This is a genomic window from Salmonella sp. SAL-020, from assembly GCF_017372215.1.
In the GTDB taxonomy this organism is placed as follows: domain Bacteria; phylum Pseudomonadota; class Gammaproteobacteria; order Enterobacterales; family Enterobacteriaceae; genus Salmonella; species Salmonella enterica.
In genome coordinates this window covers 780,430-795,297 of the sequence record NZ_CP071690.1, presented here as the reverse complement: position 1 = coordinate 795,297, position 14,868 = coordinate 780,430, and the positions used below count along the sequence as shown (strand labels likewise).

General features: G+C 51.0%; 12 protein-coding genes and 1 pseudogene. 1 reads left to right on the top strand and 12 read right to left on the bottom strand.

Annotated elements, in window-relative coordinates:
* Positions 1-3 precede the first annotated feature (3 nt).
* Positions 4-1,995, bottom strand: a complete 1,992-nt coding sequence (gene tkt, locus J1G48_RS03820; protein ID WP_000098652.1) for a transketolase — start codon at positions 1,993-1,995, stop codon at positions 4-6.
* Between the two features lie 275 nt (positions 1,996-2,270).
* Here tkt and J1G48_RS03815 point away from each other — a divergent pair, with 275 nt between their 5' ends.
* Complete coding sequence (locus J1G48_RS03815; protein WP_000701824.1) at positions 2,271-3,029, top strand: M48 family metallopeptidase; 759 nt, start codon at positions 2,271-2,273, stop codon at positions 3,027-3,029.
* Positions 3,030-3,129: 100 nt separating this feature from the next.
* On the opposite strand, the gene speB is transcribed toward J1G48_RS03815, so the two are convergent.
* The 11 genes and pseudogenes from speB to J1G48_RS23515 all read right to left on the bottom strand — a co-directional run bounded on the left by speB (position 3,130) and on the right by J1G48_RS23515 (position 14,853).
* Positions 3,130-4,050, bottom strand: coding sequence for an agmatinase (gene speB / locus J1G48_RS03810; protein ID WP_000105553.1), 921 nt, complete (start codon positions 4,048-4,050; stop codon positions 3,130-3,132).
* A 204-nt stretch (positions 4,051-4,254) separates the two neighbouring features.
* Positions 4,255-5,211, bottom strand: a pseudogene (locus tag J1G48_RS03805) (alpha/beta hydrolase).
* A gap of 192 nt (positions 5,212-5,403) precedes the next feature.
* Positions 5,404-5,898, bottom strand: a complete 495-nt coding sequence (locus J1G48_RS03800; protein WP_000965537.1) for a YhcH/YjgK/YiaL family protein — start codon at positions 5,896-5,898, stop codon at positions 5,404-5,406.
* Between the two features lie 38 nt (positions 5,899-5,936).
* Positions 5,937-6,944, bottom strand: a complete 1,008-nt coding sequence (locus J1G48_RS03795) for an Ldh family oxidoreductase (protein ID WP_000104231.1) — start codon at positions 6,942-6,944, stop codon at positions 5,937-5,939.
* 13 nt (positions 6,945-6,957) lie between these two features.
* Positions 6,958-7,974, bottom strand: coding sequence for a zinc-binding alcohol dehydrogenase family protein (locus J1G48_RS03790; protein WP_000853908.1), 1,017 nt, complete (start codon positions 7,972-7,974; stop codon positions 6,958-6,960).
* A 2-nt stretch (positions 7,975-7,976) separates the two neighbouring features.
* Positions 7,977-9,449: a mannitol dehydrogenase family protein gene (locus J1G48_RS03785; protein ID WP_000379526.1), complete on the bottom strand. Its 1,473-nt coding sequence runs from the start codon at positions 9,447-9,449 to the stop codon at positions 7,977-7,979.
* 1,222 nt (positions 9,450-10,671) lie between these two features.
* Complete coding sequence (locus J1G48_RS03775; RefSeq protein WP_001576357.1) at positions 10,672-11,472, bottom strand: FadR/GntR family transcriptional regulator; 801 nt, start codon at positions 11,470-11,472, stop codon at positions 10,672-10,674.
* Positions 11,473-11,625: 153 nt separating this feature from the next.
* Positions 11,626-12,357: a hypothetical protein gene (locus J1G48_RS03770; RefSeq protein ID WP_058662141.1), complete on the bottom strand. Its 732-nt coding sequence runs from the start codon at positions 12,355-12,357 to the stop codon at positions 11,626-11,628.
* Positions 12,358-12,501: 144 nt separating this feature from the next.
* Positions 12,502-14,478: a biosynthetic arginine decarboxylase gene (gene speA / locus J1G48_RS03765; protein ID WP_001278580.1), complete on the bottom strand. Its 1,977-nt coding sequence runs from the start codon at positions 14,476-14,478 to the stop codon at positions 12,502-12,504.
* Positions 14,479-14,486: 8 nt separating this feature from the next.
* Positions 14,487-14,618 carry an acid stress response protein YqgB gene (gene yqgB / locus J1G48_RS03760; RefSeq protein ID WP_000729109.1) on the bottom strand — a complete coding sequence of 44 codons (132 nt, stop codon included), beginning with the start codon at positions 14,616-14,618 and terminating at the stop codon, positions 14,487-14,489.
* An 85-nt stretch (positions 14,619-14,703) separates the two neighbouring features.
* Positions 14,704-14,853: a hypothetical protein gene (locus J1G48_RS23515; RefSeq protein WP_001751809.1), complete on the bottom strand. Its 150-nt coding sequence runs from the start codon at positions 14,851-14,853 to the stop codon at positions 14,704-14,706.
* Positions 14,854-14,868 lie beyond the last annotated feature (15 nt).

Sequence of the window (14,868 nt, the reverse complement as noted above, 5' to 3'; positions counted from 1 at the left end):
GGATTACAGCAGTGCTTTCGCTTTGGCGATCACGTTGTCCACCGTGAAGCCAAACTCTTCAAACAACAGCTCTGCCGGGGCGGATTCACCGAAGGTGGTCATCCCGACAATAGCGCCGTTCAGGCCGACGTATTTGAACCAGTAGTCAGCGATACCCGCTTCAATCGCTACACGCGCAGAGACGTCCTTCGGCAGCACGGATTCACGGTAAGCCGCATCCTGCTTGTCGAATGCGTCGGTAGACGGCATGGAAACCACGCGCGCCTTCACGCCTTCGGCAGTTAGTTTTTCGTAAGCGGCAACCGCCAGCTCAACCTCTGAACCGGTCGCAATGAAGATAATCTGCGGCTGGCCCGCACAATCTTTCAGTACGTAACCACCGCGGGCGATATTCGCCAGTTGCTCTTCAGTACGTTCCTGCTGCGCCAGGTTCTGACGGGAGAGGATCAGCGCGGTTGGGCCATCCTGACGCTCTACGCCATATTTCCACGCCACCGCGGATTCCACCTGGTCGCACGGACGCCATGTGGACATGTTCGGCGTTACGCGCAGGCTTGCCACCTGCTCGACCGGCTGGTGCGTCGGGCCATCTTCGCCCAGACCGATGGAGTCGTGGGTATAGACCATCACCTGACGCTGTTTCATCAACGCTGCCATACGCACTGCGTTACGGGCATATTCGACGAACATCAGGAAGGTGGAGGTGTACGGCAGGAAACCGCCGTGCAGGGCGATACCGTTGGCGATAGCGGTCATACCGAATTCGCGCACACCGTAATGAATGTAGTTACCTGCGGCATCTTCGTTAATCGCTTTCGAACCGGACCACAGGGTCAGGTTAGAAGGTGCCAGGTCAGCGGAGCCGCCGAGGAATTCCGGCAACAGCGGACCGAAGGCTTCGATGGCATTCTGGGACGCTTTACGGCTGGCGATTTTGGATGGATTCGCCTGCAGTTTAGCGATGAACTCATTCGCTTTCGCATCGAAGTCAGCCGGCATGTCGCCTTTCATACGACGAGTGAATTCAGCAGCTTCCTGCGGGAAGGCTTTCTCATAAGCCGCGAATTTCTCATTCCATGCGGATTCTTTCGCCTGGCCGGCTTCTTTCGCATCCCACTGGGCGTAGATTTCAGACGGGATTTCGAACGGCGCGTATTTCCAGCCCAACTGTTCGCGGGTCAGCGCGATTTCCGCGTCGCCCAGCGGCGCGCCGTGGGAATCGTGGGTACCCTGTTTGTTCGGCGAACCGAAACCGATGATGGTTTTGCACATCAGCAGGGACGGTTTGTCAGTCACGGCGCGAGCTTCTTCCGTGGCGCGTTTAATGGCGTCGGCATCGTGACCGTCAATGCCACGGATAACGTGCCAGCCGTAGGCTTCAAAACGTTTCGCGGTGTCATCGGTGAACCAGCCTTCAACATGACCATCGATAGAGATACCGTTGTCATCATAGAACGCGATCAGTTTGCCCAGTTTCAGAGTACCAGCCAGAGAGCACACTTCGTGAGAAATGCCTTCCATCATGCAGCCGTCGCCCATAAAGACGTAGGTGAAGTGGTCAACGATATCGTGGCCAGGACGATTAAACTGCGCCGCCAGAGTTTTCTCGGCAATCGCCATCCCGACGGCGTTGGCAATACCCTGACCCAGCGGGCCAGTAGTGGTTTCAACGCCAGCGGTGTAGCCCACTTCCGGGTGACCAGGGGTTTTTGAATGTAGCTGACGGAAATTCTGCAGCTCGGACATCGGCAGGTCATAACCGGTGAGGTGCAGCAGGCTGTAAATCAGCATTGAGCCGTGGCCATTGGACAGCACGAAGCGGTCGCGGTCGGCCCAGGACGGGTTGGTCGGGTTGTGGTTCAGGAAATCACGCCACAGGACTTCGGCAATGTCAGCCATACCCATCGGGGCACCCGGGTGACCGGATTTGGCTTTCTGTACTGCGTCCATGCTCAGCGCACGAATAGCATTGGCAAGCTCTTTACGTGAGGACATTTTGACTCCAGATCGGATGTTGAAAGGCCATGCCCGTAACGACTTGACGACAGCGCGTTTTGGGCTACGCCGGAAAATTTGCCAACAATTTACCCCAAGCCGCGCGTCATGTACATGGAACATCCTTTTACCGCTTCAGAAATCTCTGGATCGTGCTCGTATGTTGCGCAATTAGCTAACTTGCCTGCCATGCTTTTCTTTATACTTAACCCAGGCGCTAATTCATCTGCAACGAGCGCATTTCAAAATAATATTAATTCGTATGGAAGAGAAAAATGAAAATTCGCGCTTTACTGCTTGCTTTGGGCATGGCGACGGTGCTGACCGGTTGCCAGAATATGGACTCTAATGGACTGCTTTCTTCGGGCGCTGAAGCTTTTCAGGCCTATACGTTAAGCGATGCGCAGGTAAAAGCGTTGAGCGATCAATCCTGTCAAGAGCTCGACAGCAAAGCGAAAATCGCGCCGGCGAGCAGCGAATACGCTAAACGACTGGCAAAAATTGCCGCTGCGCTGGGGGATAACATTAACGGCCAGCCGGTGAACTATAAGGTTTACGAGACGAAAGACGTCAACGCGTTTGCCATGGCGAACGGTTGTATTCGCGTCTACAGCGGACTGATGGATATGATGACCGACAACGAAGTTGAAGCCGTGATCGGCCATGAAATGGGCCATGTCGCGCTGGGTCATGTAAAGAAAGGGATGCAGGTCGCGCTGGGCACTAACGCCGTGCGCGTCGCGGCGGCATCGGCAGGAGGCGTTGTCGGCAGCCTGTCGCAATCACAGCTTGGCGATCTTGGCGAAAAACTGGTGAACTCGCAGTTCTCCCAGCGTCAGGAGTCCGAAGCGGATGATTATTCTTACGATCTGTTGCGCAAACGCGGTATCAGTCCGGCAGGACTTGCCACCAGCTTTGAGAAACTGGCAAAACTGGAAGCGGGTCGTCAAAGCTCGATGTTCGACGATCACCCGGCGTCCGCCGCACGCGCACAGCATGTGCGCGATCGTATGAGCGCGGACGGGATCAAATAATCCCCGAACAGTGCCGGATGGCGGCGTGGACGCCTTATCCGGCCTACAAGCATCAATCAGCTGTAGGCCGGATAAGCGCAGCGCCATCCGGCAAAACAACTTACTCGCCTTTCTTCGCCGCCTGGATATAGAGCATTTCTAATGCCAGCGTCGCGGCCGCCAGAGCGGTGATCTCCGACTGATCGTAAGCCGGCGCGACTTCCACTACATCCATACCGACAATGTTCAGATCTTTCAGACCGCGTACCAGTTTAATGGCGCGATCGGAGGTCAAACCGCCGATCACCGGCGTACCGGTGCCAGGCGCAAACGCCGGGTCCAGACAGTCGATATCAAAGGTCAGATAGACCGGCATATCGCCGACGATCTGTTTCACCTGAGCGAGAATATCATCCACGCCGCGATCGTTGACCTGGCAGGCATCCAGCACGGTAAAGCCATTGTCTTTGTCAAACTCAGTACGAATACCGATCTGTACCGAATGATGCGGATCGATCAGGCCTTCTTTCGGCGCGGTGTAGAACATCGTGCCGTGATCGAATTCGCAGCCGTTAGCGTAGGTATCGGTATGCGCATCAAAATGTACCAGCGCCATTTTGCCAAAATGTTTCGCGTGGGCGCGCAGCAGCGGCAGCGTGACGAAGTGGTCGCCGCCGAAAGAGAGCATACGCTTGCCTGCAGACAGCAGTTTTTCAGCGTGCGCCTGTAATTTTTCACTCATCTCACGGGCATCGCCAAACGCATACACCAAATCGCCGCAGTCCACGACGTTCAGGCGCTCGCGCATGTCAAAACTCCACGGGAAACGGTGATGTTCCCAGGCGAGGTTGGTCGACACCTGACGGATCGCCGCCGGGCCATGACGGCCGCCAGCGCGACCGGACGTTGCCATATCAAACGGTACGCCAGTGATCACCCAGTCGGCATCGCTGTCATACGGCTGGAAGTTCATTGGCAGACGTAAAAAACCAAACGCATTAGAAACCAGTGAGTTATCGTACTGATGACCTAAGGTGCTCATGGCAAAAACCTCTTCTTAGTCAATATAAAAAAACCCTCCCGCGTCGTTAGGCCCGACGAGGAAGGGTTTGAATTTGTTTACGGCTCAAAGTTTACTCTGACAGACCGCATTATTGAAGTCAGTTTAGCCAGGTACAGTAGACAACGCCCGAAAAAAATATATATCCAGCGCAAATCAGTAGGCTCATACGTCCATCGCGGTCAGTTAAGAGGCCTTAGGGAGTTGCCGCTGTAAAAACTCAAGCACTAATGCGTAAAACAGCGGTGTTTTCCCCGGCGTCTGGAAAATGGCGTGACCGCTACCGGGAATGAGGGTCATCTCCGCCTGAGGCAGCAGCCGGTACAGCTCGGTAACTTCTTCAACGGTGAAAAATTCATCCCGGTCGCCGTCCAGTAATAGCACAGGAATGTGGATTTTTTTCACCTCTTCTTCCGTCAGCGATGTGGGCGTTGTCCACATTGGCCAGACACCTTCGAGAAACGTGCGCCAGTAGTCTTTTTGCTCTGGATGATGCATGTTCTGATAAAATTTAACCATCCCGGGCGCATCCGAAGCCATTTTATCCAGATCTCGATCCGTCAATTGCCCCTAAGGCATTCCTTTACCATAAAAAATTTCCATCCCCTGCATGTAATGGGTCGTAGCAAAGCGATGCGTTGCGCCGCCGACGATAGCAGCGCGCGCTAGATCCGGGTATCGGCTGGTTAACTTCAGAACGACCATGCCGCCATCGCTGTAACCCATCACCAGCGGTTTTTCCAGCTTCAGCGCTTTAACAAAAGCCGCCATATCTTCCGTCATCAGATCATAGCTAAACGTTCCTTGCGGGTTATTGGTTAATCCATGTCCACGACTGTCCGGCATGATGACGCGAAAATATCGAGATGCCTCTTTCGCTAATCCCTGCCAACTTTTCGCCGTCAGACCACCACCGTGAATCAACAGCAGCGGAGGCCCCTCGCCCTCTTCAACGTAATGAATTTTGATACCATTCGCTTCCACAAATTTATCTTTGTCCATCGTTGTTGCTGAAGCATTTATTAAAAATATAATATTGATAATAAAAATAAATGCTAATTTAAAAATATGATTCATAACACCTCGCCAATCACTTTCCGTGTAAAAGACCATATTATTCAGATTGAACAAAAATAACATCAAAATCGATTTGTATCATTTTCACTTATTTACCGGGGAGACCCCGCATCCTCTTTTTACAGAACGTAAAAAGCCTTTCCGCGATTAGCCTCAACGCGAAAAGGCTCTGAAGTCAGAAAAGTGCCACCTTATTCATTCTGGCTGTAATTCAGGATGACTTGAAGGTCTCTTCCTGAATTGCATTTGGCGCTTTCTTTATTCCTTCGTCTGACAGGGCAAGCTTGACTCGCTAAATGCCGTGGCCGGAATTTTCACAATCGCTTTTTTAACCGGCGCAGGTTTACCACGCGTACAAAGCGGACGGTGGATCTGGTTGGGATAAAAAAGCGCGAAATCGCCAGGATTTAATGTAACGAACTGCTCATTAGCGACACATTCAGGAAAGATGATGTCATCAGGAAGATGCTCAAGCTCCTTTATCCTGGTATCAATTTTGTTGGAATAGCCAATCTCCTCATAACCGCTTAGTAAAATCTGAACATCGATATATTTTTTATGAAGTTCAGCTTTGCGGTTTAACGAAGAGTGTGTTTCTCCTTCGCTTATCATAAGAAATGACTCCGGGAAAGAAAGTTCATATCTACCAGCAGGCTGATCTTCAGCTATCTTCACCGCTTCGATGATAAGTTTTTTAATAATGTGGTTAACGTAAGGTAATAAAGTAAGCTGCTCTATATTTCCATATAGCATACTATAGTTATCCTAAATAATGGTCGTGATTATAATTATCAGCCAATCAGGTACTGGTAAATACCTTCAGCCACAGGAATACCTTCTTTTAAACATTTTTCTTTATAGGCGATTTGCGGATCGTTTGGCGCCAGCACTTTATCAACACCGGGCATCGGTTTTACAGCCCTTAGCTCATTGACCATTGTGCTCATTATTGAGGAAAACAGCGGATTGCCCAACATCTGCGGATCAATAACGATAACCAGACTCGCTAACTTGCGCATCTTGTCATAGTCGCCATACATCCGAACAATATGGTTGCTAAAGTTTGCCCCCATCAGGACGCCCGTGAGCGCATCAATCGCCAGGGCAATACCAGAACCTTTGTGTCCGCCAAAGGGCAGCAGATTTTCAATTTTATGCGGATCGGTAGTGATATGTCCCTCTTTATCCAGCGCCAGACCATGACCTATTGGTTTCCCGGTTTCTTTGGCGTGCAGAATTTTACCAAACGCAATGGCGCTGGTCGCCATATCGACGATCATCGGATGGCTGTCTTTAACGGGGAAGCCGAAGGCGATTGGGTTAGTCCCCAGAAAGCGCTCCGCGCCGCCATACGGCGCAACGCAGGTATCCGTTTGCGTCATGGCGATAGCCACCATTCCCTGGCTTGTCGCCTGCTCAATGAACCACGAGAGCGCGCCGCAATGGGACGTATTTTTGACGCTGACGAAGCCCAGCCCCGTCTCTCTCGCCAGACTAATAGCGTGGTCTGTCGCCTTTATCAGCGCGCAGTGCCCCATTCCATCATCAGAGTCCAGAATAGCGACAGAAGGCGAAATCTGTTCGATGCTGAATGTTGCTTTTGGATTGAGCCCGCCTGCGTTCAGGCGGGTACAATAGTGCTCTACGCGAATAACGCCGTGGGAGTGAACGCCGGTAATATCGGCATGAACCAAAACGTCGGCTACCTGCTGCGCCGTTTGCGCGTCAAGGCCCGCCTGGGTGAGTTTATTAAACGCCAGCGCTTTCAATTCATTTTCTTTGACTAATATTGTTGACATAACTATCCCGCTATTAAAATTTGATAACGCCTTTAACCAATTTTTTGTTTTCTACCACGTTCTTCTGGTACTGGTTGCCGAACGTATAGAAATCGAATTCCTGGTTTTTCATCATTGTTTCGCTAATAGCGCCCTGAGCCATTAGCTCAATGACACATTCGAAGTCTTCCCGCGTCGCGTTACGACTGCTCAATAGCGTGGTCTCTTTTTTATGGAAGGTCGGATCGTCAATGACGAGCTCGCCGATATATAGCCCGATGAAGACGATTTTTCCGCCGTGAAGAATCAGATCAACAGCGCGGCTCATGGAGGATTTATTGCCGGTGGCATCAAGCACAATGCCGGCTAATTCACCGGAGAAACAGGCTTTCAGCACATCAATATAGTCGTCTGACGACGGATCGAGCGTTGCAACGCCTACCTTTTCGGCGACCAGACGACGGCGTTCGGCGTCAATATCAGCTACCGCGACGCGAGCGCCTTTGGCTTTTGCTATCGCGGCGGCGGCCAGCCCAATCGGCCCGGCGCCGACCACCACAATGTTTTGCTGCGGCTTCACGTCAGCGCGGCGTACTGCGTGGGCGCTGATGGCGAAACACTCAACCAGCGCGCCCGCGCTGTCGGTGAGGTTATCCGACAGTTCAACCAGATTTTGTTCACGAACGGCCAGATATTCGCTAAAGCCGCCGTCCTGGTGAACGCCATACAGCGAGACGTTCTCACAGCAGTTGGTTTTTCCTTCCCGGCAGGCTGCGCAAGCGCCGCAAGGAATACAGGGAATAACGCTATAGCGTTGGCCGACCTTCGCCGTGCTGCACGATTTACCCAATATTTCCGCCACGCCGCAAATTTCATGACCCAGCACGCGCGGATAGGCAAAAAAGGGCTGGCGACCGGCAAACGCATGGATATCGGTGCCGCAAATACCAACCGCTTTAATTTTTAACAGTACTTCATCGTCTTTTAAATGAGGAATATCTCTTTCAATGTATTCGATATTTCCCGGATTATTACAGATAAGCGTTTTCATACTTAACCCTTTGAAGATAAACGGTGAATGGTGGCCGTGACGCCATGTAACTCAATATGGTTAAAGGCCTGCTGAATGTCGTTTAAAAAGTCTGCGTTGTCGCCGGCCAGCGTTCCAAAGATGCTATTTATCTGCAGCAAAGACAGCGCTTGTTCCCATCGCGTGTTTTTATTTTTAATAGCCGCATTGAAGGTATCATTGAGCGGGTCGGCCACACTCTGCCCCTGAGAGAGTGTATTAATGACGTAATGGAGCCAGCCCGCAATCAGCGTCGCTAACGCCCTGCCCTTAACGCCGCGCGCCTGAAGCGTCAGATAAGGATCGACGGCCCGCTGAGGCAGCTTCTGAGAACCGTCCATCGCAATCTGTCCGGTCTTATGTTTAATGTTCGGGTTGCTGAATCGCTCAATGAGCAACTGCGCATATTGATGTACATCTACCGCCAAATTCGGGCGCAGCGATTTTGCCTGCTCTTCCGTCATTAAATGATGTACGGCGGTTTTAAAAGCGTCGTCTTCCATGCACTGATAGATAAACTCATATCCAGCCAGGCTGCCGTTATAGGCGAGAAACGAATGGCTGCCATTCAGCATACGAAGTTTCATTTCTTCATAGGGAAGCACGTCCGAGACGAACATCGCCCCTGCTTTATCCCAGTCAGGACGACCGGCAACGAAATTATCTTCGATAACCCACTGACGGAAATCCTCGCATACGATGCCGCAGGGATCGGCAAAACCGATCTGGTCTTTAATCATGTCAAATTGCTCTGGCGTCATTGCCGGCACGATGCGATCGACCATGGTGCCAGGAAAGGTGACATGCTTCGCTATCCAGGCCGCCAGTTGCGGATCGAGATTATCGGCAAACGTAACGATCGCCGTTTTGGTCAAATGACCGTTTTCCGGAATGTTATCGCACGACAGTACACTAAACGGGGGAAGCCCTTGCTGGCGGCGTATCCGTAGCGCTTCGACGATCAGTCCGAGTGCTGAGCGGGGATGTTCAGGATCGGCAAGATCGTGTTTGATGAGCGGATGGCTGAGATCGAGCGTTCTGGACCGTGGATCGGTGCAGTAACCTTTTTCCGTTATCGTCAACGAAACAATTTTTACCTGCGGCTCAGTCAGCTTCTCGATCGCCGCCTGAATACCTGACTTCGGCGTATGCAACGCGCCGGTGATGGTACGAACCAGGCGACTATTGATGGCGCTGGCTGACGTTTCCACCACTGAAAACAGCCCCTGTTGCGCATTTAGCGCATCCACCAGCTCCGCATCGCCGAACAGATTCAGTTCAAAAATCCCCCAGCGGTTGCCGGTTATCTCATTCGTGAGATCGTTATAAACCGCCTGATGACCACGGTGAAAGGCGCCAAATCCAATATGTACGATGTTGGCTTCCATTCCCTGACGTGAATAAGTCGTTTTGAATTGGTGCCTTGCGGCGTCTAACTGGCGAGCTATGGTGTCCATGAATTTTTCCCACTCCTGTTTTGTTTACCAATTCTGCTTAAACAGCATACCAAAATCCGTGAATATGATCACACTCACGGCACCGGGTTCTTCACCCTGGTATGCTGACTAATAGCCAATGAATAAAAATAATTTATTTATCAATTGGTTATAAAATACGCTTGTCAGGATAAATTTTACGATTCACAAAAGCGTGATTTTGATTAGAAAAATCGGCCACGAATTGGCATACCACCCACACAACTGCAATCATTAAACACCATGAAAAACAATACCTTATTGAATAGCACGCCCGCTGCGAGCGTATATGTCACGCATGATTGGTTCAATAATTACCCGAAATACAGCAAACCAAATCTGATAATTTGTCTAGTGAATTAATGAACTCAATTTATTATCAGCATCAACGTTAACCTAAGAACATCAGTTACGGTTTTGATCATCCGGGTCGCTGCTAAAGCGATGAGGAGTGAGCCGCCTTTAGACGTAATTGGCAAATTAATCCATTGATTGAACACAGGAAAAAATTGATGAAGACGCAGATTAGGCACGTTGAAACAAAGCTTTCAAAGCCCCTCTGGCCAAGGTCTTAGTTGACGCAAAACATGGCATAATAGCCATTTCGAACTGGTAACCACGACGATTACGCTGGAAGACGGTTCAACTGGCACCGGATATTCCTATACCGGCGGAAAGGGAGGGTATGCAATTAAAGCGATGTTCGACCACGATCTTGCCCCGGTACTGTCAGGGAAAGAGGCGCTGCGATTGACGATATCTATGACTTTATGGAATAGCATATTCACTATGTGGGTCGCGGAGGCATCGCATCGTTTGCGATGGATATCGCTCTTTGGGATTTGAAAGGCAAACGTGAAAAACTGCCGCTGTGGAAAATGGCTGGCTGAAGGCGGCGCGTCTGTCGACGAATGGCGGTCGTTTGGTATGCTCGCTCGGTATGCAGGAATTACACGTCAGACTGGTTTCCGCATTCGAGACTGGCTGACTGGAAGTTCACAGCTTCCCGATCGATCAATATACCAAACATCCGCTGGTGGACGACAATTATCGCGCCGTGGCACCGGACACCTACGGCATTGGCGTAGAGTTTGACTGGGATAAGCTGAGCGTTTACGAAGCCTGATTCCCTCTCTCCGGGCTTGTTTTTGGCGGCAGGCCCGGTTAATCGCTGACAAAAATGTCATCCGCCTGAAAATAGCCGTCAGGTGGCGAAGAAAAAATCATCAAAATCTTCCAGCGAATCATCCTGTTGGAAGATTTTTACCAGCTCATTTTTACTGTTTTCAAGATGGGTCCACGAGGCCTGTCTGGCCTGCTCAGCATCGCGTTTTTGCAATGCAAGGAAGATACTACGGTGATCTTCCACCCATTTCATTCTTAACTCTTTCTTATGTAAATACTTATAGTTTAACTGCTTCCAGCGCGGATTTTCGGTCCTGACAGCCCGCCACAGCTCGGCAGATTGTTTCATTAATACACGATTTTGCGTGGATTCCGCGATGATATTGTGGAACTGACGATCCAGTTCTTCAAATTTGTCGCTGTCGCCGCCAATCTGCTTTTCCTGCTGCTCAATAATACGTTTAAGCTGCTTAAGCTCATTAAATCTTATTTGCGTAGCGGCAAAACCGGTGATGTTACTTTCGATAACCTGCCGGGCCTGTAGCAATTCAAAGGGGCCAATGTCTGAGTAAGGCAAGAGCGCTTTTTGATTGATTTTTTCCAGACTATCAATAAAGTAAGTGCCTGCGCCTTGCTTAACCTCTACCACCCCCTTCAGCTCAAGCATAATAATCGCCTCACGAATCGTCGTGCGGCTGGTTTGAAAACGCTCGCTGAGTTCTCTCTCCGCCGGAAGTCGCTCGCCAGCTTTAAATACCCCTGAATAGAGTAGTTCTTCTATTTGCAGCCCTATATCAAAATAGCGCCGCTTGGTTAAAATTTGTTCCATGCACATACCTATGTAGACAGCAATTGCTCCACTTGAGGGTAGTGTAAACAAATCCTAATGTTTATGGTAAACAATTTCCCTGCCAGAGAGTGGTCGTTTCTTTCCCGCAACCTACGGCTATGCGCGTCACACAGTCCTTCCCCACCAGACTCGGCAGGAAAGGCGCTAATTCCCATAACGCATATTTGACGTTTGATGCCGGGTTTATTTGCGGCAGGGCGGCGGCGCATACCCGTTGTTGTCCGCCGGGAAAGCCTGCGAGGAACAAGGCGGTAGCGTATTTGTTGCTTTACCCTGCAATGCAAAAGCGGCAAAGCCGATGACGCCGATGTTGCGTACATCGCCCTGCGCGGAGTGGGCCGCATAAGCGTCAGCTACGTCGGCGAACTGGAATGCCGCCTCAGTGTGTTTATCTTTGCGAAACCCTTTAATCGCCAGTGAATCGCCGGCGTTAACAATATAGCCATGATGATTCAGCGAGCCTGCTTTTCCGTTCAACACGTCCAGGCCATCAACCGTTGCGACGATTTCGTAATTGGTATCATGACTGTAATTACGAATATATAACTGATAGTTCATCCCTGATCTTGCAGGAATACTATATTGCCATTGTCCCATTGATGCGTTGTAGCGACGAGTAATTGGAATCGAATTAAAATTAGCGTCGCGCACAGCATATTCAAGATCGCTGATACGTATACTATAAACTTTATCGTAACCTGACGGATATTGAGTGGAGTAATTTATTATCACCATTTCGGCAGGTTCTCGCTCGGCACGTTCTACCGAAACGCTTTGTACCGATGAATGCACGTCGCCGCCCCAGGCGGTGCCGACGTCGGATGAAGAGCCATTATTAGATTGCATTCCGCTGGAACAACCGCCTAACAGCAAAAACAAGCCAACAATGACGGCATTAAATTTAAATTTGCTCATACTTAACCCCCTTTTTAATTATTAGGGGGATTGTAGGCCCATAAAATTACATAGAGAAGCGGCACCGCTGATAATTAAGAATTTATAAAATATAAAAGGGTCGATTTAAATAATTAAATCGACCCACAAGCGGAATACTCTTAATTACTCATCTTCAAGATAAGTATAACCGTACAGTCCCGCTTCAAATTCCTCAAGGAACTGCTGCTGCAACGCATCGTCCAGATCCGTCTGTTTTACCTGGTCGCGGAAATGCGTTAACAGCGTTTTTGGATCCAGTTGCACATATTGCAGCATATCCGCAACGGTATCGCCTTCGTCCGACAGCTCAACCTCGACGCTACCATCCGGGAAGACAAACACGTCAACCGCTTCAGTATCGCCAAACAGGTTGTGCATGTTACCGAGGATCTCCTGATAGGCGCCGACCATAAAGAAGCCGAGCATCGGTGGATTCTCTGGATCGTATTCCGGCATCGGCATCGTCGTGGCGATACCGTCGCCATCGATATAGTGGTCAATAGCGCCATCGGAATCACAGGTTATATCCAGCAGCACGGCACGACGTTCCGGTACCTGATCTAACCCTTCCAGCGGCAGCACCGGAAAGAGCTGATCGATTCCCCACGCGTCCGGCATCGACTGGAACAGCGAGAAGTTGACGTACATTTTGTCCGCCATCCGCTCTTGCAGTTCGTCGATAATCGGGCGATGCGCACGGTTTTGCGGGTCCAGTTGCTTCTGCACTTCATGGCACATGCTGAGATAAAGTTGCTCCGCCCAGGCGCGCTCCTGCAAACTAAACGCGCCGGAAGAGTAGCCGATATGAATATCGTGCAGATCCATTTGGCTATCATGCAGCCACTCACGCAGCGAGCGGCGGGTGCCAGGTTTATGCATCTCCTGCCAGGTTTCCCACAGATTTTGCAGCGCGCGCGGCGCATCTTCAGCAGGGGCAGTCGGATCCGTGTATTCGTTACGCTCCACACCGATAATGTTAGAGACCAGTACCGTATGGTGCGCAGTGACGGCGCGGCCAGACTCGGTAATCACCGTCGGATGCGGTAAACCATGCTCTTCGCAGGCATCGCCAATCGCCCAGATGATGTTATTGGCATATTCGTTCAGGCCATAGTTCACCGAACAGTCGGACTGCGAGCGGGTACCTTCATAATCCACGCCCAGACCGCCGCCCACGTCGAAGCACTGGATATTAACGCCCAGCTTATGCAGCTCAACATAGAAACGCGCGGACTCGCGCACGCCGGTCGCGATATCGCGAATGTTCGCCATCTGCGATCCCAGGTGGAAGTGCAACAGTTGCAGACTGTCCAGACGCCCGGCGTCACGCAGGGTCTCCACCAGTTGCAGCACCTGGGTCGCCGCCAGGCCGAATTTTGATTTTTCGCCGCCGGAGGATTGCCACTTACCGGACCCCTGAGAGGCCAGACGCGCACGCACGCCCAGGCGAGGAACCACATTCAGGCGCTCGGCCTCTTCCAGCACAATCGCGATTTCAGACATCTTTTCGATGACCAGATAAACCTTATGGCCCATCTTCTCGCCAATCAGCGCCAGCCGAATGTATTCACGGTCTTTATAACCATTACAGACGATCACGCTACGGGTCATGCCGGCATGCGCCAGCACCGCCATCAATTCCGCTTTTGACCCCGCTTCCAGCCCCAACGGTTCACCGGAATGGATAAGGGACTCGATCACGCGGCGATGCTGATTGACCTTAATCGGATAAACGAGGAAGTAGTCGCCGTTATAACCGTAAGATTCACGCGCACGCTTAAACGCCGCGTTAATTGAACGCAAACGGTGTTGCAGGATCTGCGGGAAGCAGAACAGCGCCGGCAGACGCTGACCTTGCGCTTCGCGCGCTTTCACCAGTTTGGCAAGATCGACACGCGCTTCCGGTACGTCGGGATCGGGGCATACGCTAATATGGCCCAGCTCGTTGACGTCGTAGTAGTTATTGCCCCACCAGGCAATATTGTAAGTGCGCAGCATCTTGCTGGCTTCCTGGGAGCTCATTGCAACCTCCTGCATGGAGCGTAGTACACCCTGTTCGCCTGCTGACGAAGGCGAACCCATAGACATGTCGTCAGACATAGCGAACCTCAATTTTTATTAGCAAGTGTAAAACAGTTGACTACTATCGCAATCCGAAGACGCGATAACAACCCATAGACAAGCGGATTTTCCAGCAGATAGCGCTGATGCTCCGCCTGCGCGACCGGTTTCTTTTTCATATCATTGTAAACACGTAACCGAACTCACAGATAACGGTTCGGCGAAACCACGAGAAAACTCTTGCGTTAACAAGAGCGCCCTTGTTCAGTCTTCAGCGCCATTGCCGGCTCTGGAATCCTGAGAAGCGCCGAGATGGGTATAACATCGGCAGGTATGCAAAGCAGAGATGCAGATTGCGGGGGACATGCGCGCACCAGAACGATGCGACAGATTCAGCAGAATACAACGGTTCATTATCTCGTATCACCT